The 19,862-nt window shown below is 65.0% G+C and carries 22 protein-coding genes and 1 pseudogene; 14 read left to right on the top strand and 9 right to left on the bottom strand.

The genetic code is table 11. The annotated features are described in order from the left end of the window. Window positions 1–361 precede the first annotated feature (361 nt). Window positions 362–1,567, top strand: coding sequence for an ATP-binding protein (locus QW863_RS33100; RefSeq protein ID WP_315718163.1), 1,206 nt, complete (start codon window positions 362–364; stop codon window positions 1,565–1,567). On the opposite strand, the gene QW863_RS33095 is transcribed toward QW863_RS33100, so the two are convergent. Beyond that, window positions 1,494–2,387, bottom strand: a complete 894-nt coding sequence (locus tag QW863_RS33095; protein WP_315718152.1) for a YihY/virulence factor BrkB family protein — start codon at window positions 2,385–2,387, stop codon at window positions 1,494–1,496. The genes QW863_RS33100 and QW863_RS33095 overlap by 74 nt on opposite strands. A gap of 130 nt (window positions 2,388–2,517) precedes the next feature. Here QW863_RS33095 and QW863_RS33090 point away from each other — a divergent pair, with 130 nt between their 5' ends. The 6 genes from QW863_RS33090 to QW863_RS33065 all read left to right on the top strand — a co-directional run bounded on the left by QW863_RS33090 (window position 2,518) and on the right by QW863_RS33065 (window position 6,413). After that, window positions 2,518–2,712: a twin transmembrane helix small protein gene (locus tag QW863_RS33090; RefSeq protein ID WP_315718162.1), complete on the top strand. Its 195-nt coding sequence runs from the start codon at window positions 2,518–2,520 to the stop codon at window positions 2,710–2,712. A 45-nt stretch (window positions 2,713–2,757) separates the two neighbouring features. Further along, complete coding sequence (locus QW863_RS33085; RefSeq protein ID WP_315718151.1) at window positions 2,758–3,330, top strand: cob(I)yrinic acid a,c-diamide adenosyltransferase; 573 nt, start codon at window positions 2,758–2,760, stop codon at window positions 3,328–3,330. 133 nt (window positions 3,331–3,463) lie between these two features. Next, entirely contained in the window at window positions 3,464–4,213 is a 750-nt protein-coding gene (locus tag QW863_RS33080; protein WP_315718150.1) for an electron transfer flavoprotein subunit beta/FixA family protein, read from the top strand. Then, window positions 4,213–5,157 (top strand): electron transfer flavoprotein subunit alpha/FixB family protein, encoded by a 945-nt coding sequence (locus QW863_RS33075; RefSeq protein ID WP_315718148.1) that lies wholly within the window; start codon window positions 4,213–4,215, stop codon window positions 5,155–5,157. Before QW863_RS33080 ends, QW863_RS33075 begins: the two co-directional genes overlap by 1 nt. Window positions 5,158–5,256: 99 nt before the next feature. Then, window positions 5,257–6,135 (top strand): 3-hydroxybutyryl-CoA dehydrogenase, encoded by an 879-nt coding sequence (locus QW863_RS33070; protein ID WP_315718147.1) that lies wholly within the window; start codon window positions 5,257–5,259, stop codon window positions 6,133–6,135. A gap of 80 nt (window positions 6,136–6,215) precedes the next feature. Continuing rightward, window positions 6,216–6,413 (top strand): putative motility protein, encoded by a 198-nt coding sequence (locus QW863_RS33065; protein ID WP_315718145.1) that lies wholly within the window; start codon window positions 6,216–6,218, stop codon window positions 6,411–6,413. 87 nt (window positions 6,414–6,500) lie between these two features. Here QW863_RS33065 and tlpA read toward each other — a convergent pair whose 3' ends face one another. Continuing rightward, window positions 6,501–7,190, bottom strand: a complete 690-nt coding sequence (gene tlpA / locus QW863_RS33060) for a thiol:disulfide interchange protein TlpA (protein ID WP_315718144.1) — start codon at window positions 7,188–7,190, stop codon at window positions 6,501–6,503. A gap of 98 nt (window positions 7,191–7,288) precedes the next feature. Between tlpA and argH the strand changes: the two genes are divergently transcribed. From argH to lysA, 3 genes are all read left to right on the top strand, one after another. Further along, window positions 7,289–8,680, top strand: a complete 1,392-nt coding sequence (gene argH / locus QW863_RS33055; protein WP_315718143.1) for an argininosuccinate lyase — start codon at window positions 7,289–7,291, stop codon at window positions 8,678–8,680. An 83-nt stretch (window positions 8,681–8,763) separates the two neighbouring features. Beyond that, on the top strand, window positions 8,764–9,057 hold the full coding sequence (lptM, locus tag QW863_RS33050; RefSeq protein WP_315718142.1) for an LPS translocon maturation chaperone LptM: 294 nt from the start codon (window positions 8,764–8,766) through the stop codon (window positions 9,055–9,057). 275 nt (window positions 9,058–9,332) lie between these two features. Further along, the gene (gene lysA, locus QW863_RS33045) at window positions 9,333–10,598 is read left to right on the top strand and encodes a diaminopimelate decarboxylase (protein WP_315718141.1); all 1,266 of its coding nucleotides are present in this window, start codon (window positions 9,333–9,335) and stop codon (window positions 10,596–10,598) included. 274 nt (window positions 10,599–10,872) lie between these two features. Here lysA and QW863_RS33040 read toward each other — a convergent pair whose 3' ends face one another. Continuing rightward, window positions 10,873–11,169 (bottom strand): HigA family addiction module antitoxin, encoded by a 297-nt coding sequence (locus QW863_RS33040; protein WP_315718139.1) that lies wholly within the window; start codon window positions 11,167–11,169, stop codon window positions 10,873–10,875. Window positions 11,170–11,190: 21 nt separating this feature from the next. After that, window positions 11,191–11,505 carry a hypothetical protein gene (locus tag QW863_RS33035; protein ID WP_315718138.1) on the bottom strand — a complete coding sequence of 105 codons (315 nt, stop codon included), beginning with the start codon at window positions 11,503–11,505 and terminating at the stop codon, window positions 11,191–11,193. Between the two features lie 106 nt (window positions 11,506–11,611). Here QW863_RS33035 and argC point away from each other — a divergent pair, with 106 nt between their 5' ends. Continuing rightward, window positions 11,612–12,586: an N-acetyl-gamma-glutamyl-phosphate reductase gene (gene argC / locus QW863_RS33030; RefSeq protein WP_315718136.1), complete on the top strand. Its 975-nt coding sequence runs from the start codon at window positions 11,612–11,614 to the stop codon at window positions 12,584–12,586. A 99-nt stretch (window positions 12,587–12,685) separates the two neighbouring features. Here the strand turns inward: argC and QW863_RS33025 are convergent, their stop codons facing one another. Together QW863_RS33025 and QW863_RS33020 are read right to left on the bottom strand one after the other, a co-directional pair. Next, window positions 12,686–13,510 (bottom strand): SDR family NAD(P)-dependent oxidoreductase, encoded by an 825-nt coding sequence (locus QW863_RS33025; RefSeq protein WP_315718134.1) that lies wholly within the window; start codon window positions 13,508–13,510, stop codon window positions 12,686–12,688. 53 nt (window positions 13,511–13,563) lie between these two features. Further along, window positions 13,564–14,550: a zinc-dependent alcohol dehydrogenase family protein gene (locus tag QW863_RS33020; protein WP_315718133.1), complete on the bottom strand. Its 987-nt coding sequence runs from the start codon at window positions 14,548–14,550 to the stop codon at window positions 13,564–13,566. A gap of 132 nt (window positions 14,551–14,682) precedes the next feature. Between QW863_RS33020 and QW863_RS33015 the strand changes: the two genes are divergently transcribed. From QW863_RS33015 to QW863_RS33005, 3 genes and pseudogenes are all read left to right on the top strand, one after another. Continuing rightward, entirely contained in the window at window positions 14,683–15,537 is an 855-nt protein-coding gene (locus QW863_RS33015) for a LysR family transcriptional regulator (RefSeq protein ID WP_315718132.1), read from the top strand. A gap of 94 nt (window positions 15,538–15,631) precedes the next feature. Beyond that, window positions 15,632–15,897, top strand: a pseudogene (locus QW863_RS33010) (N-acetyl-gamma-glutamyl-phosphate reductase); the annotation flags it as partial. 277 nt (window positions 15,898–16,174) lie between these two features. Next, window positions 16,175–16,966 carry a hypothetical protein gene (locus QW863_RS33005; RefSeq protein WP_315718130.1) on the top strand — a complete coding sequence of 264 codons (792 nt, stop codon included), beginning with the start codon at window positions 16,175–16,177 and terminating at the stop codon, window positions 16,964–16,966. Window positions 16,967–16,968: 2 nt separating this feature from the next. On the opposite strand, the gene QW863_RS33000 is transcribed toward QW863_RS33005, so the two are convergent. From QW863_RS33000 to QW863_RS32990, 3 genes are all read right to left on the bottom strand, one after another. Beyond that, a complete protein-coding gene (locus QW863_RS33000) occupies window positions 16,969–17,664 on the bottom strand; it encodes a hypothetical protein (protein ID WP_315718129.1) in 696 nt (231 codons plus the stop codon). Window positions 17,665–17,815: 151 nt separating this feature from the next. After that, window positions 17,816–18,859, bottom strand: a complete 1,044-nt coding sequence (locus QW863_RS32995; RefSeq protein ID WP_315718128.1) for a restriction endonuclease — start codon at window positions 18,857–18,859, stop codon at window positions 17,816–17,818. 37 nt (window positions 18,860–18,896) lie between these two features. Continuing rightward, entirely contained in the window at window positions 18,897–19,703 is an 807-nt protein-coding gene (locus QW863_RS32990; protein ID WP_315718127.1) for a hypothetical protein, read from the bottom strand. Window positions 19,704–19,862 lie beyond the last annotated feature (159 nt).

The raw sequence follows: 19,862 nt of genomic DNA, 5'->3' as shown, positions 1-19,862 counted from the left end.
TGACAGTACAAGTGCCCCTTCGTTTTTCGGAGTTCATGTCACAGGGGCCATGATGAAGCGCGTTCGGAAGATGAGTACGGGGCGTCGGGCCCGACCGGCCAGGCCGGCTGCGCCCAGGCCCGCCGGCGCGTCCAGAGCGCCCGCGGAAAAGGCGTCCTCCAGGACGACATCCCCGAGGATGCCGTCGTCCGCAGCACAAGCGCCGAAGACACAAACGCCGAAGACCAGGGCCGCGAAGGCGGCGCCGGCCAAGGAGCGCACCAAGGCGCGACCGCTCAAGAAGCACGTTCCTCAGGTCACGGCGATGGCGGGGAGCCGGCGAAGCGCGGCCAAGTCCGGAGTGAGGAAGCCAGAAACCGCGATGTCCGTGCCCAAGGCTGCCGCTGGATCACCAGGAGTCGTCGAAGCTGCGCTGGCGGTGTTCGCCCATGAGGTGCGCACGCCGCTGACTGGCATTCTCGCCATCAGCGACCTGCTCGCCACCTCCGAGCTTGGCGAGCGCGAGCGGCGCTGGGTCGATACGATCAAGGCCGGCGCGGAGCATCTGTCGAGCCTCGCCACCCTGTTCGTCGATGCCGCCAAGGACGAGACCACCGGCGCGCTGCCGCGTGAGGATCTGTTCGATCTGCGCGTGCTGGCGCGGGCCGCCGGAGACTCGCTGTCGGGCCGCGCCGCCGCCAAGGGGCTGGATGTCAAGGTCCACGTTTCCGACGACTTGCCGGGACTCGTGATCGGCGACCCCGTGCGGCTGCGCGCTGCGCTCGAGAACCTGATCGACAATGCGGTGAAGTTCACGGAGCAGGGGGGCGTGGCGCTGGAGGTCGTTCCGGCACGCCGCGGCGGTCGCGGCAAGCCGAGCAGGGGCGCAGGCCGAGGCGCGGGCAGGGGCAGCGCCGCGATCGCCTTCCACGTCTCGGATTCGGGCATCGGCCTGACCCTGAAGGAGATCAAGCGGCTGTTCCGGCCGTTCAGCCAAGCCAATGTTTCGATTGCCTCGCGCTTCGGCGGGGCCGGACTCGGACTGTCCTCGGTCCGGCAACTGGCGCGCGCCATGGGCGGCGATGTCGCAGTGGCGCCGCATGAAGGCGGCGGCACGACCTTCACCCTGACGGTGACGCTGACCGTTGCGGCCACACCGCACGCCACCGCCGGCGGATCGGAAGATGGTGTCGCGCTCGCGCCGACGCGGCCCCTGCGGATCCTCGGGGTGGAGGACAATCCGTTCGGCCGCGTGGTGCTCAACACCATCCTCAACGAACTCGGCCACCAGGCCGAGTTCATCGGCCGCGGCGAGGCGGCGCCGGAGCGGATCGCGGCCGGCAATTACGATGCGGTGCTGATGGACATGGTGCTGCCCGGCATCAACGGCGTCGAGGCGATTGCTCGCATTCGCAAGCTGGACGCGCCCCACGGGACTATCCCGATCATCGGCGTGTCCGGACGCGGCGAGGACGAGGCGGCCTCGCAGGCTGCCGGCGCGGACGCGTTCCTGCTCAAGCCCGTTTCGCCGCGGGCTCTAGCGACTGCGCTTCTTGGAGCGACACGCCGCGCGGCAGCCGCGACTTGATGATCGAAGCGTTCAATTCGCCGCCATACACGAAGATCGCGGCGATGAAATACAGGAACACCAGTGCGATGATCACCGATGCGAGCCCCGCATACATCGTGACGTAGTTGTTGGCGAAGCGCGCCAGGTACTGGCCGAACACGATCCCTGACACCAGCGAGGCGATGAAGGTGAAGACGATGCCGGGCAGGATCTGCATGAAGCTGCGCCGCCCCGCCGGCAGCCAGGCGTGCAGGATGAACAGCGCGACGACCAGCGCGCTGATGGTGATGCCGTAGCGCGTCAGGTTGACGAAGCGCTCGTTGGCTTCGACCGCCAGCGGCAGGTAGCGCCGGGCGGTGGCGAGCATCAGCGGGCCGAGCACGATCAGGAACGACATCGCCAGCGCCGTGAACGCGGCGACCAGGGTATAGCCGATCGATTCCAGCCGCAGCCAGTACCAGCGGCGCTGCTCGATCACGCCGTAGGCGCGGTTGAGCGCGACCCGCAGCGCCTCGACGCCGTTCGAGGCGAAGTAGACCGCGAGCACGGCGCCGATGGTCAGCGCATCGGTCCGGGTCGTGGTCAGCACGTCGTGGATCTCGCCGGTCAGCGCATCCGCCACCTGCGCCGGCCAAGTCTCGAGCATCAAGGTGGCGGCCTGGTCGGCCAGGTCCTTGGAGCCGAGAAAGCCGGCGAGCGAGGTCAGGACGATCAGGAAGGGAAACAGCGCCATCAGGGTCGACAGCGCGATATGGCTGGCGATCGCCCAGCCGTCGTCGGCGAGGAAGGTGTAGAACGCGTCCATGACGACGTGGAAGATGTAGCGAAGCGCCTTCACCTGTCCCTGCACTCCGCGAAAGAACGTGATTTGTACAATCCGATATTACGGGTCCAAAAGCCAGAAGTTGCAGCGCCGGCTGCGCGGATCCGCCATGGCGCTCTTGCGTTTGCGGTGTTATCTAGCACCGATGGCTTCACTTCTTGGTAAATTCATCCTTCCCATCGCCGTTGGCGCGGTCGCCCTGGTGCTGTTTCTCGGCCTCGTCAACATGACGCGCGGCGGCTCGCCGAACCTGTCGCAGAAGCTGATGCGCTGGCGGGTGATCCTGCAGTTCGTCGCGATCGTCGTTGCCATGGCGGCGATCTGGGCAATGGGGCGCTGAGACCGAGACGCCGAGGCGTCGAGAAACGGACGTTGAGAACGCAGCATGGTGGTCCTGAATCGCATCTACACACGGACAGGTGACGACGGTACGACCGCGCTCGGCAATGGCGAGCGGCGTCCCAAGTACGATCTGCGCGTCTCCGCCTATGGAACCGTTGACGAGACCAACGCTGCGATCGGCGTGGTCCGGCTGCATCTGGCCGATGCGCCCGAGATCGATGCGATGCTCGGCCTGATCCAGAACGATCTGTTCGACCTCGGCGCCGATCTCGCCGTGCCGCAGCGCGAGGGCAAGGCGGAGCGGCTGCGCGTCGTCGCGAGCCAGGTCGACCGTCTGGAGCGCGACATCGATACGCTGAACGAGCGGCTCTCGCCGCTGACGTCGTTCGTGCTGCCCGGAGGGACTGCGGCGGCGGCGCATCTGCATGTGGCGCGTACCATTTGCCGCAGGGCGGAACGGATCATGACGGAACTCGCCGGCAAGCTTGACGAGCCGGTCAGCGAGGCCGCCATTCGTTATATGAACCGGTTGTCGGATTTCCTGTTCGTGGCCAGCCGGGCGGCAAACCGGAACGGCGCCGGCGACGTGTTGTGGGTGCCGGGCCAAAACCGTTAACCCGCAAAACCGTTAACGCGGGGGCGTGCGGGCCTGCGTTTTTTCCCCCTCGCGCGTTGACCGGGGGGTACGGGGGCTTTAGGTTCCGCGCCCGAAAGGTCAACCCCGGACAATTTAGAGCGAAAGAGGATCGATGAAGGTTCTGGTGCCGGTCAAGCGGGTGGTCGATTACAACGTCAAGGTCCGCGTCAAGAGCGACGGATCGGGCGTTGAGCTCGCCAACGTCAAGATGTCGATGAATCCGTTCGACGAGATCGCCGTCGAGGAAGCGCTGCGGCTGAAGGAAGCCGGCAAGGCGACCGAGGTGGTGGTGGTCTCGATCGGGCCCGCGCAGGCGTCCGAGACGATCCGCACCGCGCTCGCGATGGGCGCCGACCGCGGCATCCTGGTCAAGGCCGAAGGCAACGTGGAACCGCTGGCGGTCGCGAAGATCCTCAAAGCCGTGGCGCAGGACGAGCAGCCGGGTCTGATCATCCTCGGCAAGCAGGCGATCGACGACGATTCCAACCAGACCGGCCAGATGCTGGCCGCGCTGCTGGGCTGGGCGCAGGCGACCTTCGCCTCCAAGCTCGAGGTCGAGGGCTCCGATTTCAAGGTCACCCGCGAGGTCGACGGCGGCCTGCAGACCGTGAAGCTCAAGGGGCCGGCGATCGTCACCACCGACCTGCGTCTCAATGAGCCGCGCTACGCGTCGCTGCCGAACATCATGAAGGCGAAGAAGAAGCCGATCGCCGAGAAGACCGCCGCCGACACCGGCGTCGATCTCACGCCGCGGCTCGAAGTGCTCAAGACCACCGAGCCGGCGGGCCGCAAGGCCGGCGTCAAGGTCAAGGACGTCGCCGAGCTCGTCAACAAACTCAAGACCGAGGCGGGGGTGCTCTGATGGCCACGCTGCTGATTGCCGAACACGACAATGCATCCATCAAGGACGCGACCAACAAGGCGCTGACGGCGGCGACAGCCCTCGGCGCCGATGTCGACGTGCTGGTCGCGGGCCAGGGCGCCAAGGCTGCGGCCGAAGCCGCCGCCAAGCTCGCAGGTGTCAAGAAGGTGCTGCTCGCCGATGATGCGGCCTACGCGCATGATCTCGCCGAGCCGCTCGCCGACCTTGTCGTCAAGCTCGCCGCGAACTACGACGCGATCGTCGCGCCCGCGACCTCGCGCTTCAAGAACGTGATGCCGCGCATCGCCGCTTTGCTCGACGTGATGCAGGTGTCGGAGATCATCAAGGTCGTCGCGCCCGACACGTTCGAGCGGCCGATCTATGCCGGCAACGCGATCCAGACCGTGAAGTCGAAGGATGCCAAGAAGGTCATCACCGTGCGCACCTCGACCTTCGCCGCCGCAGGCGAGGGCGGCAGCGCGTCGGTCGAGACCGTGGCGGCGGCCGGCGATCCGGCGCTGTCGACCTTCGTCGGCGAGGAGGTCGCCAAGAGCGACCGTCCCGAGCTGACGTCGGCCAAGATCATCGTCTCCGGCGGCCGCGCGATGCAGAGCCGCGAGAACTTCGCGAAGTACATCGAGCCGCTCGCCGACAAGCTCGGCGCCGGCGTCGGTGCCTCGCGCGCCGCGGTCGATGCCGGCTACGCGCCGAACGACTGGCAGGTCGGTCAGACCGGCAAGGTCGTGGCGCCGGAGCTGTATGTGGCGGTCGGCATTTCAGGCGCCATTCAGCATCTGGCCGGCATGAAGGACTCCAAGGTGATCGTCGCGATCAACAAGGACGAGGACGCGCCGATCTTCCAGGTGGCCGATTACGGTTTGGTGGCCGATCTCTACCAGGCGGTTCCCGAGCTGACCGAGGCGCTCGGCAAGCTCGGCAAGTAACGCTCAAGACACCGGCCGCGTGGGACCGCGGCGGCCGGTGTTCTCACTTCCAAGGGCATGGGCGGGCGCAGCAGGCGTGCCGTTCGGGTGGATGACAACATGGCTCAGATCAACAAGCTCGGAGTGATCGGCGCAGGACAGATGGGCAACGGCATCGCGCACGTTGCCGCGCTGGCCGGGCTCGACGTGGTGCTCAACGACGTCACTGCCGACCGGTTGAAATCGGGCATGGCGACCATCAACGGCAATCTGACCCGCCAGGTCGCGAAGAAGGTGATCTCCGAGGACGCCCGCAACCAGGCGCTCGGCCATATCTCGATCAGCGAAACCCTCGATGGCCTCGCCGATTGCGATCTCGTCATCGAGACCGCGATCGAGAAGGAGGACGTCAAGCGCAAGATCTTCCACGATCTCTGCGCCGTCCTGAAGCCGGAAGCGATCATCGCCTCCAACACCTCGTCGATCTCGATCACGCGGCTCGCCGCCTGCACCGATCGCCCCGAGCGCTTCATCGGCATTCATTTCATGAACCCGGTTCCGCTGATGGAGCTGGTTGAGCTGATCCGCGGCATCGCCACCGACGACGCCACCTTCGAGGCGGCCAAGGAGTTCGTCGGACGGCTCGGCAAGCAGGTCGCCGTTTCCGAGGACTTCCCGGCCTTCATCGTCAACCGCGTGCTGCTGCCGATGATCAACGAGGCGATCTACACGCTCTACGAGGGCGTCGGCAATGTCGAGGCGATCGATGCGGCGATGAAGCTCGGCGCGCATCACCCGATGGGGCCGCTCGAGCTGGCCGACTTCATCGGTCTGGATACCTGTCTGTCCATCATGCAGGTGCTGCATGAGGGGCTGGCGGATTCCAAATACCGGCCGTGCCCGCTGCTGGTGAAATATGTCGAGGCCGGCTGGCTCGGCCGCAAAACGCAGCGCGGCTTCTACGACTATCGCGGCCCCAAGCCGGTGCCGACCCGCTGATTTTACCGCCGCCGGGCTCGACCGATACGCTTCGTTAAGGCACACGGCTTAACCTCGCCGTAACGAGAGGTTGTACGCGTATGGACATGAGCTTGGTGGCTGCGGTCATGGCGCAGCAGGCGAGTGCGACACAGCAGCAGGTCGCCACGTCGGTGCTGAAGCAGAACCTGAACGCCCAGAAGGATGCGGTGCTGACGCTGCTCGGCGGCGCGCAGCAGACATTGTCGCTCGCCAATGCCGGCCCCGGCGTCGGCGGCAATCTCAACATCGCCGCCTGAACCCGAGGCGATGCGACAGCATCGAACCCGGAATCTCGAGATTTCCGGGTTCAGCCCTGACGGGCTGCCCCGTGATGACGCGTTGAACTACAGGCCCGCGGCGGCCTTCGATGTCGCCGCCTGGATCAGCTTGACCGCGTCGGCGCTGTCCCACTCGGCGGGACCCGCGATGGTCGCGATCTCGCAGCCATTGCCGTCGACCAGCACCGAGGTCGGCATCCCCAGCGCGCGGCCGACCGCCTTCAGATCCTGGAACACCTTGGCCTTCGGGTCACTGAAATAGGTGAGCTGCGTCAGCTTGGCGTCGGCGAGGAACGTCTTTGGCTTCTCCGGGTCGCGGGTGTCGATGTTGACCGCGACCACCTGGAAGGCGTCGCTGCCGAGCTTGGCCTGCAGCCCGTCCAGCGCCGGCATCTCCTTGCGGCAGGGCACGCACCAAGTCGCCCACAGGTTCAATAGCACCGTCTTGCCACGGAAATCCGACAGCTTCTTCGCCGCCCCCGTGCCGTCCTCGAAGGTGAGATCCGGCAGCCGCAGCGGCACTGTTGCCGCCGTCAGCGCCGCCACCTCGCCCTTGATCAGCGGTGCGATCCGCTTGGCGGTGTCGACCGCCGCTTGACAGGCCTGGTCGCCCGCCGGCCGTCCCTTCAGCAATCCGCCAAAGGTCACCACCGCGATGCCAGCCACGGCGACCACCGCCACGGCACCGGCCGCGAGCAGCGTCCGCCGCGAGGATGCGGGGCGGGCAGGGGACGGGTCAGGCTTATCGTTTGTCATCTCGGGTCGGTTGCGGCTATCAGAGGCGCGAATTTCGGGATACCGGACGGTGTGTCCCGTCCAGCGGCGGTCAGCAAGGTCTTGGAAGCGGTTCAGGCATGAGCAACACGATGTGGGGCGGACGGTTCTCGGAGCGTCCCGACGAGATCATGGAGGACATCAACGTCTCGATCGACGTCGATCGCCACCTTTACGCGCAGGATATCGCCGCTTCCAAGGCGCACGCCGCCATGCTCGCCGCCCAGGGCATCATCACCGCGGGTGATGCGAAAAATATGGCTAAGGGTCTAGACACGATTTTGTCAGAGATCACCAAGGGTTCGTTCGAGTTCAAGCGGGCCCTGGAAGACATTCATATGAATGTCGAGAGCCGGCTCTCCGAGCTGATCGGCCCGGCCGCCGGCCGCCTGCACACCGCGCGCTCGCGCAACGACCAGGTCGCGACCGACTTCCGCCTGTTCGTCCGCGACACCATCGACGACATCGACGCGGCGCTCGCCGCCTACCAGCACGCGCTCGCCACCCGCGCGCTCGAATACGCCGGCACGGTGATGCCCGGCTTCACCCATCTGCAGACCGCCCAGCCGGTCACCTTCGGCCACCATCTGCTCGCCTATGTCGAGATGGCCGGGCGCGACCGCGGCCGCTTCCTCGATGCCCGCAAGCGGCTCAATGAATCGCCGCTGGGGGCCGCCGCGCTCGCCGGCACCTCGTTCCCGATCGATCGCCACGCCACCGCCGAGGCGCTCGGCTTCGAGCGCCCGATGGCCAATTCGCTGGACGCCGTGTCCGACCGCGATTTCGTGCTGGAGACCCTCTCGGCCGCCTCGATCTGCGCCGTGCATCTGTCGCGCTTCGCCGAGGAGATCGTGATCTGGACCTCGCCTTTGGTCGGCCTGATCAAGCTGTCGGACAAGTTCACCACCGGCTCCTCGATCATGCCGCAGAAGCGCAATCCGGATGCCGCCGAGCTGGTGCGCGCCAAGACCGGCCGCGTCATCGGCGCGCTGAATGGCCTCCTCATCGTCATGAAGGGCCTGCCGCTCGCCTATCAGAAGGACATGCAGGAGGATAAGCAGGGCGCGATGGAGGCGTTCGCGGCGCTGTCGCTCGCCATCCGCGCCATGACCGGCATGGCGCTCGACCTCGTGCCGGACGAGGCCCGCATGAAGGCCGCAGCCGGCGAGGGCTATGCGACGGCGACCGACCTCGCCGACTGGCTGGTGCGCACGCTCAAGATGCCGTTCCGCGAGGCCCATCACGTCACGGGCCGGATCGTGGCCTTGGCCGCCAAGCAGGGCGTCGCCCTGCACGAGCTGCCGCTGAAGGCGATGCAGGAGGTCGAGCCGAAGATATCAGCCGAGGTGCTCGGCGTGCTTTCGGTCGAGTCCTCGGTGAAGAGCCGCACCAGCTACGGCGGCACCGCGCCGAAGAACGTGGCCGCGCAGGCCAAAGCCTGGCTGAAGCGGCTGGAAAAACAGCGAAAGTAGGGCTCCCGTTCGAAATTTGATCGGCCCGGCGTGGCACTCCCGCACTCGTCAGGCCGGTGCATTCTCTGTATGGTGCCGCCCGCATGGGGATTTCACACGTGAATCGCGCTCGCCGTCCAACCTCCGCCGCCCGGGTCCTGCTCGTCCTCGGCGCTTCAGCCCTTCTGCTGGCCGCCTGCGGCCGCAAGGGTCCGTTGGACCTGCCGGCCAACTCCCCGCCGGCGCCGCAGATGTCGGCCGCTCCCGCCGACACCGCGACGGATGCCGCCAACAAGCCCGGCCTGTTCAACTCCGGCTACGGCGCCGACGCCGCCCCCGCCGCCACCCGCGGCCAGAAGAAACCCTTCATCCTCGACCCGCTGCTCGACAGCAAATAGAGCTCGAACTCCCTCTCGATCAGCGCTCGATGCCACCCTCCCCTGGAGGGGGAGGGTCGCCTCACGGTGAGCGAAGCGAAACGCGAGGCGGGGTGGGGTGATCTCTCCACGCGCACCGTCCTCGCGGCTTCACCCCACTCCGCTCGCCCGCTTCGCGTGCGATCGACCCTCCCCCTCCAGGGGAGGGTGGCAGCGCGGGTTTGACAATCCGCCCCATTTCCCGGCAATTCGCCGCCACAATCATTCATCTCGCAGCCCGCGCGCGGACCTGACCCATGAACCACTTCGACTACCGCGACGGCGTGCTGCACGCCGAGGCCGTCAATCTCGCCGGGCTCGCGGCCACCGTCGGCACCCCGTTCTACTGCTATTCCACCGCCACGCTGGAGCGGCACTACCGCGTGTTCGCGGACGCCTTCGCCGGCCAGGACGTGCTGATCTGCTACGCGATGAAGGCCAATTCCAACCAGTCGGTGCTGCGGACGCTCGCCAAGCTCGGCGCCGGCGCCGACGTCGTCTCCGGCGGCGAGCTGAAGCGTGCGCTGGCAGCCGGCATCCCCTCGCGCAAGATCGTGTTCTCCGGCGTCGGCAAGACCGAGGCCGAGCTGCGCGCCGCGCTCGCGGCCGACATCCACTGCCTCAACATCGAGTCCGAGCCCGAGCTCGACCTGCTGGCGCGCCTCGCGGTCGAGACCGGCCACACCGCCCGCATCTCCGTGCGCGTCAATCCGGACGTCGACGCCGGCACGCACGCCAAGATCTCGACCGGCAAGTCGGAGAACAAGTTCGGCATTCCGTTGGAGCACGCCCGCCGCGTCTATGCCCGTGCGGCGAAGATGCCGGGCATCAAGGTCACCGGCGTCGACGTCCATATCGGCAGCCAGATCACCGATCTCGGTCCGATGGAGACCGCGTTCCGCATCCTGACCGAGTTCGTGCAGACGCTGCGCGCCGACGGCCACGACATCTCCCATGTCGATTTCGGCGGCGGCCTCGGCATCCCCTATCACATGGACCGCGCGGTGCCGCCGGAACCCGCCGCCTATGCCGCGATGGTCAAGCGCGTCAGCCACAATCTCGGCTGCACCCTGATGTTCGAGCCGGGACGGATGATCGTCGGCAATGCCGGCATCCTCGTCGCCAAGGTGATCTACGTGAAGCACGGCGAGGCCAAGAACTTCGTCATCATCGACGCCGCGATGAACGACCTGATCCGCCCGACGCTCTACGAGGCCCATCACGACATCCTGCCGGTCATCCAGCCCGCGCCAGGTGCGCCGTCGTTCGTCGCCGACGTCGTCGGCCCGGTCTGCGAAAGCGGCGACTACCTCGCGCTCGACCGCACACTGCCCGAGCCTGCGCCCGGCGACCTCCTCGCCATCATGACATCAGGCGCCTACGGCGCCGTGCAGGCCTGCACCTACAACACCCGCGCGCTGGTGCCCGAGGTGCTGGTCAAGGGCGACCAGTCCGCCGTGATCCGCCCGCGCATCGAGGTGGAGCAGCTTATTGCGATGGATACACCGGCGCCGTGGTTGTGAGGGCGGGCTGACGCGCAATCCTGCTCTAATCGCCAGCGTGCCGATGACGGAAGGCTCCGCGATCTCAGTCTCACCCTCCCCTGGAGGGGGAGGGTCGATCGCGCGCGAAGCGGGCGAGCGGGGTGGGGTGATCTCTCCACTGGCATCGGTGGGCGTCGAGAGATCACCCCACCCCGGCCCACATGCGCTTCGCGCATATGAGCCGACCCTCCCCCTCCAGGGGAGGGTGACTGCGGGTTGATCTCGAAGTCGCGCTCTTCCGCCTAGTTGGCGCTCATACCGCTTCGTAAGCCTCGATCTTCTCGATGTCGGGCGCGAGCATGTCTTCCGCTGTTTCGAGATCGAAACGGGCCTGCATGTTCATCCAGAATGCATCGCCGGTCTTGAAGAATTTGCCGAGCCGCAGCGCGGTGTCGGCCGTCACGGGTTTCTCTTCGCGCGCAATGCGCTCGATCCGCGTGCGCGGCGCGTTCAGCGCGGCCGCGACCGCATAGGGCGTGAGCTTGAGCGGGACGAGGAACTCTTCCCGCAGGATTTCACCGGGATGAACCGGCGGCAGTTTCTTCGCCATCTGCGTTCTCGCGTTCGTTGGCTACGCCCGGCCTGAAATTGCGGTGGAAATTGCGTCCATGACAGCCTCCAGCAACCGGTGGCTCGCCTTGGCATCCCGGGGGACGCTCTGAGCCGGGCTACGCCACCAATAAGTTTCCCAGTCCTGGTCGCCCATCTCCATCGCTGCAATGTCCCGGAGCTCAGCCAGCAGTGGTTCGAGCTCGTCGTCCCTGAAGAACTCGATCAGGAAGACGCCAAGCCGCTCTTCTGATGAGAAGACTTTGGCAGTTCCCTGAAAGAGCGCGCCGGCCATTCGATCGAAGAGCTTGTATCGCGTGGGGTCGATGGTGCTCATTGTCGGACGTCACCACTTGCGGGCGGGAGCGGGGCCATCGCATATGTCTCCGCGCGCTCGTATCTTACTCTACTCGCTTCTCCACTCCACCCCAGGACCCCCACCCATGAGCATTCGCGTCGGCATCGTCGGGATCAGCGGTTTTGGCGGCGGCGAGGCGATGCGCCTGGTCGCGGGGCATCCCGAATTCGAGCTGGTCTACGCCGCGGGCGAGGGCAGCGCAGGCCACCGGCTGGCGGAGCGCTTCCCCGGCGTGCCGGCTAGGCTCGCCGATCTCGTGATCGAGAAGTGGGACCCCGCGCGCCTGCCGCAGCTCGACGTGCTGTTCGCCTCGCTCCCCACCGGCGCCTCGCGGGAGGCGCTGGCGCGCGTGCCAAGCAGCGTGAAGATCGTCGACATCGGCGGCGACCACCGCTACGCCGACGGCTGGACCTACGGCCTCGCCGACGTCTGGCCCAGGGAGATCGCGGGCAAGACCCGCATCGCCAATCCCGGCTGTTTCCCCGCGGCCGCGCTGACCCCGCTGGCGCCGCTGCTGGCCGACAAACTGATCTCGCCCGACAACATCGTGATCGACGCCAAGACCGGCATCTCCGGCGCCGGCCGCGGCGGCGACAGCAAGTTCGGCTACGCCGAGAGCAACGAGAACCTGATCCCCTACGGCCTGCTCAGGCACGTCCACATGCCCGAGATCGAAAGCACGATCGCGCGCCTCAGCGGCGGCAGCGCCGCCGGCCTCGTGTTCACGCCGCATCTGGTGCCGATGACCCGCGGCATTCTCGCCACCATTTACGCCCGCGGCCGCGCCACCACCGCGCAGTGCCTCGACGCCGCCCGCCGCTTCTACGCCGACAGCGCCTTCGTCCGTGTCACCGACAAGCCGCCGCAGACCAAATGGGCCACCGGCTCCAACCTCGCCTTCGTCAGCTACGCCGCCGACCCCGAGCGCAACCTGGTGATCGCGCTCGGCGTCGTCGACAATCTCGGCAAGGGCGCAGCCGGGCAGGCAGTGCAGAATGCGAACCTGATGTGCGGGCTGCCGGAGACCGCGGGGCTGGAGGGGGCGCCGGTCTGGCCGTGAGGTCGGCCGCGATTGTCACAGCAGCGGGAGACGGCACGGGTGATCAAACGGCGTCTCTCCTCAGCGTTTGATCCGGTGCACCGTCACCGTGGTCCCCACTCAGAAGCCCGTCGAGAGCGCGACCTCGCGCCATCGGGCGATGATGGCGGCGTCGGAGGCGTGCTTCGCCTCGATCGCCGCGACGGTGTCGGCCCCCAGTGGTAACCGCACCGGCGGGTCGGGCTCGCCGGCGAAGTCGACGAGCACCCGCGCGAGCTTGTCGGGATCGCCGGGCTGGGCGCCGTTGACGGTGCCGGCGTTCGCGCGGACCCGACCTGCCGTCGCGCTGTAATCGGGGATCACGATGCGGCTGACCTTCAACGACGAGGCGTCCATGAAGTCGGTCCGGAAGTAGCCCGGCTCGATCGCCGTCACATGGATGCCGAGCGGATTGAGCTCGGCGCGCATCGCCTCCGACAACGCCTCGACGGCGAACTTGGTCGCGCCATAGACGCCGAAGCCGGCCGAGCCGCGATAGCCGCCGATCGACGAGATGTTGAGGATGCGGCCGGACCGTGCCTTGCGCATGTGGGGCAGAATGGCGCGGGTGACGGCCAGGAGCCCGAACACGTTGGTGCGGAAGACGGCCTCGATCTCCTCTCGGCTGGTTTCCTCGACCGCGCCCATCAGGCCGAAGCCGGCGTTGTTGAGGAGCACGTCGATCCTGCCGAAGCGGTCGATCGCCGCCTGCGCCGCCGCGACCGCCTCGCTCTCCCTGGTCACGTCGAGCGCGAGGGCCAGGAGGTCGGGATGCGCCCCGATGCGATCGACGATCGCCTTCGGATTGCGGGCGGTCGCCACGACGGCGTCACCTCTGTCCAGCGCCTGCTGCGCGACCAGCGCGCCGAAGCCGCGTGAGGCCCCTGTGATGAACCAGACTCTCATCGGACTATTCCTCGATATTGCCGTTGCGTGTGAGGCTCGCGGGTCGCGCCGGCTCATGCCGCCGCGATGTCGATGGCGATCTTGCCGGTGCCGCCCGTCTTGAGCGCGTCATAGGCCGCACCGACGTCCTCGAGCGCGAACCGGCGCGAGTCGAGCAGCGGCGTGAGCTTGCCGGATTCCACCAGCTGTGCGGCCTGGGCGAGGATCTCGCCGTGATGCCGCCGTCCCTTGCCGTCGAGCAGCGGCAGCAGCGTGAAGACGCCGGAATAGGTGCCGCCCTTGAACGACAGCGGCGCCAGCGGATGGGTGCCCCAGCCCAGCGACGAGGTGACATGGCCGAACCGCGCGACCGCGGCGAAGGCTGTGTCGAGCGCGCCGACCGTGTCGTAGACGATGTCGAAGCCGCGGCCCGCCGTGATGCGCTCGACGGCGTCGGCGATCGGTTCGTTGCGGTCGATGAAAACAGCGCCCAGGCGCTCGATCACCGGCCGGCTCTCTGGACGTCCCGTTGCGAAAACCGTTGCGCCGAAGGCGAGGCCGAGCTGGACGACGATGTGACCGACACCGCCGGCGCCGCCCAGGACGAGCAGCGTCTGTCCCGGCCGGATGCCGACGCGATCGACCAGACCTTCCCAGGCCGTGATCGTCACCAGCGGCAGGACGGCCGCCTCGCGCATGCTGAGGTTCGCCGGCTTGGCCGCGAGCAGATCCGCGTCGGCGCTGACATATTCGGCCAGCGTTCCCGGGTGGCCGCCGACCCCGCCGACCATGCCGTAGACCTCGTCGCCCGGACGAAACCGGGTGACGCCTTCGCCCGTGGCCTCGACCGTGCCGGCCATGTCCAGGCCGAGGATGGCGGGAGCCGGTTGCCTGGCATGCGCGGCCTGGCCGGCATGGATCTTGGTATCGAGCGGGTTGGTGCCGGCCGCGGCGATGCGGACGAGGACCTCGCCGGGTCCCGGCGCGGGGCGGCTGATCGGGGTGACGCGCAGCGGCGCGCCGGTTTCGTGGAGAATGGCAGCCTTCATCGAGATGGTCATGGCGACCTCCTGTTGTGATGGAGGCATCATCGGCCGTCGTGCCATGAATGGACATCATCGAGTTCGTATGTAATCCATTCAATTTTGAATGGGCGTCTCGTGTCCGTCACCCCCGTCGTCGAAAGGCCTCGCATGGAGTGGAGCGACCTGCGGATCTTCCTCGCCATCGCGCGCGAGGGCACGCTCGGCGCGGCCGCGCGCCGGCTCGGCCTGTCTCAGCCGACCATGGGACGCCGCCTGGCGGCGCTCGAAGCGGCCGTGAGCCAGACGCTGTTTCAGCGCACGGCCGAAGGCTTCGTGCTGACTCACGAGGGCACGGCGGTGTTGGCCCACGCCGAGCGGATGGAGGAGGAGGCGCTCGCGTTCGAGCGGCGCCTGGCGGGCGCGCAGGCGCAGCTCGACGGTTTTCTCAGGATCTCGTCGTCGGATTGGTTCGGCCGCCTGATGCTGACGCCGGTTCTGGCCGAATTCGGCCGGCTGCACCCGCGCGTCTGTATCGAGCTCTTGACCGACGCGCGGCTCTACAGTCTTCCCCGCCGCGAGGCCGATCTCGTGTTTCGCATCCGCGCGTTCGACGAGCCGGAGGTGATCTCGCGCCGGCTCCTGCACATCCCCTATGCCGTGTACGGCCCGCTCGACGGCCCGCAGGCCGTCGAGGGCGATGGCCAGGGGATCAGGGTCGTCACCATGGACACGGCCTTCGCCGACATGCCCGATGCGCGCTGGCTGGCGAAGCGACTGCCGAAGGCCGAGGTCGCGATGCGCAGCAACAACCGCGACGTTCAGGCCATGCTATCAGCGCAAGGCGCGGGGCTCGCCGTGCTGCCCCGGCCGCTCGGCGACGCGACGCCGGGCCTGCGGCCCGTCGACATCGGCGAGCAGCCGCCGGGGCGGGACACCTATGTCGGCTATCACCGCGATCTGCGCCGGCTCGCCCGGCTGCGGGCGCTGCTCGACCTCGTCATCTCGCAACTGGCGTCCGCGTGAGATACGTTTGACACTGCGGCGCTCTCGATCTCGTCGGCGCTCCGGATCTCGTCCCTCGCGTGCCTCGATTTTTGTGCAGTGTCACCGCAATCCAGCGCAGTGCCTCGACGCCGCCCGCCGCTTCTACGAAGGCAGCGCCTTCGTCCGCGTCACCGACACGCCGCCGCAGACCAAATGGGCCACCGGCTCCAACCTCGCCTTCGTCAGCTACGCCGCCGACCCCGACCGCAACCTGGTGATCGCGCTCGGCGTCGTCGACAATCTCGGCAAGGGCGCAGCCGGGCAGGCGGTGCAGAATGCAAACCTGATGTGCGGGCTGCCCGAGACTGCGGGGCTTGAGGGGCGCCGGTTTGGCCGTGAAGGGCTTTGGCGAGCTTTACGGTGGTGGTCTTGGAGTGCGCCGCCCATTGAGCGCCGCTTTTTCACCCGGTCACAAGCTGTAGTGCGTGTGCCACGCAATAGTATAGCTTCGTCTCATTCGCCGCAATGCGGGGGCGTACGGTGGAACTATCGCCATCTCTTCCGACACCGCCTCGTGGCCAATCCGAAGGATCGACCATCAGCAAAATGTGTATCCAGTTTGACATTAGTTGCTTATAAATAAGGCATGTATGTCCTGCAGCCTCAGGTTGATCGAATGCCTGACGAAATTGCCTATATCTGTCGGAATTTGAACGCGCGAACTTTGAAGACCGTTGAAGACTTCCAGAAGGAGGTTTCGCAGATCATGAGCGAGGCCACTTTGGCCGGAGCTCTTCATAACTCGCGAACATTCATTCGCTTTTGGGAGGTAGGAGTTCAGCTTCTCGAGCGGGATATTAATTCTGCGATTCAGTTCGTCTACAACCACACCGGTCAGCATACCGGTGAGGTTTACGACCAAGTCGCGTATTGTTCGAGCCAAATGGTGGAGCGGATTCTCCAAGATGTCAGAGCGCGTGCCGGGGTGAACGATCAGGCTTTTGGCGGTGGTTATGCCGAGATTGTGGACCGTATGCAGACCGCGATGCAGGAGAAGCGGGAGCGGTTACTCGACGACTTCAAGCACGGGATGATAGGGAGCGAGCGGTTGAAGAAGGACGCCGTTGTCAACGTTATCAACAACCAGACTAATAGCCCTGGAGCCATCCAACAGGTCGGTGTCGGTGACAATTTTTCACAACAGGCGTTCGCTCAAAATCATCAAGAATTAGTGCTCGCGATCGAGAAGGCTTTAGCCTCACAAGAGTTCGCAGAACTCCAACAGGATCAAAAAGAGGCTTATAGCGATACGGCACTGGTAGTTAAGGAGGAGGCCGCGAAAGCCCAGCCTGACGCCGGCAAGCTCAAGCGGTGGGGAAGGCGATTGGTTGATCTGGGGAGGGATTTGGGAATGAAGGTGGCAACCGCCGAAATCGTCAATTTGCTGGCGAAGATGTTTGGCGGCTGACACTACTCGCGGCTAAAAACGAGCTCGGTGTAATGGTGCGCGGTCAAATAAATCGTTCTTAGCGCCCTAGGGCTGTCCTCTCCGTAGAGCGCATTGTAAGGGTTGAGCTTGGCCATCTTGGCAAGGGTGTAGACTCTTCTCTCATAGAATAGACGGGCCAGAAGCCAGACGGTCCTCAAGCGCAAGGACCCTTCCGCAGACAGATCCCCATCGCCGCCGTCTTTGATGTTCATGTGAAGGAAGGTGCTCTCAAGCTCGTCCATATATGGAAGGCGAGTTTCGACAAAGTCGGGCAGGCCGTCCTGATCCCAGCTGTGTGCGATCTTATTCCTGTAGCCCCGCAACTTGTCCAGGGCGAGCAGCACATCCGAATGAACCATATCAAACGCGAACGCGAATTGTATACGAGCAAATAGGTTGGAGATGGGGCCAAAGCGGCCGAGCATGCTGCTCTTTCCTCCAGGAATATCATCTGGCAGGAATTGCCTGAACATTTCCTCTAGTTCGTTGTCGGCAAATGCGCAGGCAATCACGGGTACGAACCGAATATCCTCGCGAACGAGTTGGCTCATGGCCCGTTGCAGATCGGAGACATCGAGAGGAGCTGTGTCGACGCCGATAGCGAATTGCTCTCGTCGCTCTCTTTCGTAGGCGCGCAGCGCCACCATCGCCGGAGTATTTTGTTCTTGTTCGGACATGAGATCACATTGAGATTGAGTTTACTGACAATATCGCTTTCGGACTACGGCGCCCGTGCCCTTAATAGGGGTGAAGTCTGTGTGCAGGAGTTAAGTGCATTGGACTGCACCGTCACGTGATCCGAGTTTGGGTCCTAACCGGTCCAGGCAATCATGCTTCGTCCCCGGAGATGGGTGCCCAAATTTGCTTTAGCGGCAACTTGTTCTTGGTCTCTTCCGAAAGATCATTGTAGGCCCGGAAAAGCGCCTTCAGCAGGTCAGGCATTTGCCAGAGCCGCAGCTTGAAGAAATGATGGTCGAGTTCTCTATGCGCTGGTGCGTTAACCCCTCCGATGCTGACCAAAAGTCCGGTGCTCGCTTGGACATTCGACATGGAGCCGATGAGGCGCAATACCACGTCGTGGTTAGCCGCCCCATCGCCAGACTTCACCTGAACGCACATTCGGTCTTGACCAAGCCCAAAAGCGCCACCTGCTGCGAGAATATCCACCCCGCCATCTGGGCCGGGCGGTGACACTCTTGTGGTATAACCTTCAACGCGGAGAATTTCCGCGACCAGCTCGGCCAGCGCATGGCCAGCGAACTCTGATTTAATCAGAGATATAATCTGCTGATTGGCGATCTCCTCGATATCGCTCGCATAGTCTCCCGCTTCTGGCTCGTCATCGGTGGCGCGCACGGGGGCAGTTCCCTGAGTACCAAGCAGCGCTCCTGGATCTAGCCCAGTCTCGAGCACACTGCGCACCCGCTCAAAAGCACCGTTGCGCTTGATTTCACAAATTGTCATGAACGCGCCGAATGAATGACGCAAGTCTTGCTTGAACGTGTCGCGTGGAACTGCGGACTTTAGCCATTCCACTGTACGAGAATGCCGATAGGGGTCGTCGCTGTTATAGACGTACTCACCTGTGACTCTTCCAATAGCGACGCTATTCGTGACCTTCCGCGGCATCACGGCGAGATCTCCGATCTGGATAGTATGAGCGAATTGATTGAGCTGCGCGGCGAAGTTCTTGAGCGTGTTCTGTGCCAACTCTGGAAGGGCCTGCTGCAAATGACCCAGGATTGCGTCGCGACTCGGCCGGCTCGTGAGATCACCAACTTCGAGAAACCCGGGCAGAAGCCTGTTCTGTTCTATTGCAGCAAGCTCACGTTCGCCGTGTTTTCCAGCGCGAACAATCCAGAGGCGAGGCATCAGGTCGTCTCCCGCTAACGTGCCGCTAATGTGATTGTCAGCCTTTGGGCAGCACCAAATTCAGGCAGGCGTCGGCCACAGCCGCGTCGCTTCCGTTCAGCAGTTTCTCGAAGTGCGTGCTTTGCTGGAGCGCTTTGAGCATCATCTCTGCATCCCCAAATACGCCGCCAGCGTCGATCTCGAAGGGCTTACCGGTCGTCTTCTCGTTAACGATGCGCACAAAATCCTGGAGCGCCAACCAGAACTCTTCCCAGTCCTCGAAGCTTGCGTGGCCGAGAACTTGGCCCTTTCGGATAACGTCGCGGTCGGCATGCGCGCCGAGCTTGTGTCGGGCGGGTAGAATCTGTTCGCGCAACTTTTTCATGCGTTGATGGAGCCCGTCAAGCTGCTTGTAGGTCTCGGCGTCCGACACGAAGCTATTAGCAAACAGCTCGACGGTAAAATTCTCATTGCCGCCGGAAGTTGCACGGTCAGTGATCCGGCAAGCGGCGATGATCATCATTTCGGTGAGAGTCTGGCCAACGTCAGCGAAGAAGGTTGGCGCTATGCTCTCCATCAAATTGCGCTCATCCTGAGTGCTGTCCCGCCATATTCGCATCATGAGCACCCAAACCGAGCGGATATAAACGCAGTGCTCGGAGAACGTTTGGATTTCCTCCTTCGACACCGGCGTCGATGGCTTTGTCGGTCTGGCCGCATCGGCAGCATCGAGCGCAGCTCGAACGACCTCCCGCCAGAAGGCCTGATGCTCTGGCTTGTAGAACAGAGGATCTGTAAACTTTCCTCCGTTCGCCTTTTCGGCTGCTGCCGCCGCCGCTGCCTGGACTTGCTGTTCGGTCCGCATGACGATCTCCCCAGGACCGCTAATTTAGGTTGCGGCTGTGGATCAGCATATAGGGATTCGGGTATAATTGCGCCAACTCCGTCGCAGCGCGCACCGTGTAAGCCTATACGGTAACGCTGCATTCAACCATTCTGATAGCTCCCGCGCACGCATTGACTA

Origin of the sequence: Bradyrhizobium sp. SZCCHNR1017 (assembly GCF_032381375.1) — a bacterium.
In the GTDB taxonomy this organism is placed as follows: Bacteria; Pseudomonadota; Alphaproteobacteria; order Rhizobiales; family Xanthobacteraceae; genus Bradyrhizobium.
This window is presented reverse-complemented; position numbering and strand designations above follow the sequence as displayed.

What these genes read in the sequence shown, in the direction of transcription:
- lysA (WP_315718141.1), top strand. Translation starts at nt 9,333, where the DNA reads ATGAACCACTTCGACTACCGCGACGGCGTGCTGCACGCCGAGGCCGTC.
- QW863_RS33065 (WP_315718145.1), top strand. Translation starts at nt 6,216, where the DNA reads ATGGACATGAGCTTGGTGGCTGCGGTCATGGCGCAGCAGGCGAGTGCG.
- QW863_RS33040 (WP_315718139.1), bottom strand. Translation starts at nt 11,169, where the DNA reads ATGGCGAAGAAACTGCCGCCGGTTCATCCCGGTGAAATCCTGCGGGAA.
- QW863_RS33080 (WP_315718150.1), top strand. Translation starts at nt 3,464, where the DNA reads ATGAAGGTTCTGGTGCCGGTCAAGCGGGTGGTCGATTACAACGTCAAG.
- QW863_RS33025 (WP_315718134.1), bottom strand. Translation starts at nt 13,510, where the DNA reads ATGAGAGTCTGGTTCATCACAGGGGCCTCACGCGGCTTCGGCGCGCTG.
- QW863_RS33100 (WP_315718163.1), top strand. Translation starts at nt 362, where the DNA reads ATGTCCGTGCCCAAGGCTGCCGCTGGATCACCAGGAGTCGTCGAAGCT.
- QW863_RS33005 (WP_315718130.1), top strand. Translation starts at nt 16,175, where the DNA reads ATGCCTGACGAAATTGCCTATATCTGTCGGAATTTGAACGCGCGAACT.
- QW863_RS33090 (WP_315718162.1), top strand. Translation starts at nt 2,518, where the DNA reads ATGGCTTCACTTCTTGGTAAATTCATCCTTCCCATCGCCGTTGGCGCG.
- QW863_RS33075 (WP_315718148.1), top strand. Translation starts at nt 4,213, where the DNA reads ATGGCCACGCTGCTGATTGCCGAACACGACAATGCATCCATCAAGGAC.
- QW863_RS32990 (WP_315718127.1), bottom strand. Translation starts at nt 19,703, where the DNA reads ATGCGGACCGAACAGCAAGTCCAGGCAGCGGCGGCGGCAGCAGCCGAA.
- argC (WP_315718136.1), top strand. Translation starts at nt 11,612, where the DNA reads ATGAGCATTCGCGTCGGCATCGTCGGGATCAGCGGTTTTGGCGGCGGC.
- argH (WP_315718143.1), top strand. Translation starts at nt 7,289, where the DNA reads ATGAGCAACACGATGTGGGGCGGACGGTTCTCGGAGCGTCCCGACGAG.
- tlpA (WP_315718144.1), bottom strand. Translation starts at nt 7,190, where the DNA reads ATGACAAACGATAAGCCTGACCCGTCCCCTGCCCGCCCCGCATCCTCG.
- lptM (WP_315718142.1), top strand. Translation starts at nt 8,764, where the DNA reads ATGGGGATTTCACACGTGAATCGCGCTCGCCGTCCAACCTCCGCCGCC.
- QW863_RS33070 (WP_315718147.1), top strand. Translation starts at nt 5,257, where the DNA reads ATGGCTCAGATCAACAAGCTCGGAGTGATCGGCGCAGGACAGATGGGC.
- QW863_RS33015 (WP_315718132.1), top strand. Translation starts at nt 14,683, where the DNA reads ATGGAGTGGAGCGACCTGCGGATCTTCCTCGCCATCGCGCGCGAGGGC.
- QW863_RS33035 (WP_315718138.1), bottom strand. Translation starts at nt 11,505, where the DNA reads ATGAGCACCATCGACCCCACGCGATACAAGCTCTTCGATCGAATGGCC.
- QW863_RS33085 (WP_315718151.1), top strand. Translation starts at nt 2,758, where the DNA reads ATGGTGGTCCTGAATCGCATCTACACACGGACAGGTGACGACGGTACG.
- QW863_RS33020 (WP_315718133.1), bottom strand. Translation starts at nt 14,550, where the DNA reads ATGACCATCTCGATGAAGGCTGCCATTCTCCACGAAACCGGCGCGCCG.
- QW863_RS33000 (WP_315718129.1), bottom strand. Translation starts at nt 17,664, where the DNA reads ATGTCCGAACAAGAACAAAATACTCCGGCGATGGTGGCGCTGCGCGCC.
- QW863_RS32995 (WP_315718128.1), bottom strand. Translation starts at nt 18,859, where the DNA reads ATGCCTCGCCTCTGGATTGTTCGCGCTGGAAAACACGGCGAACGTGAG.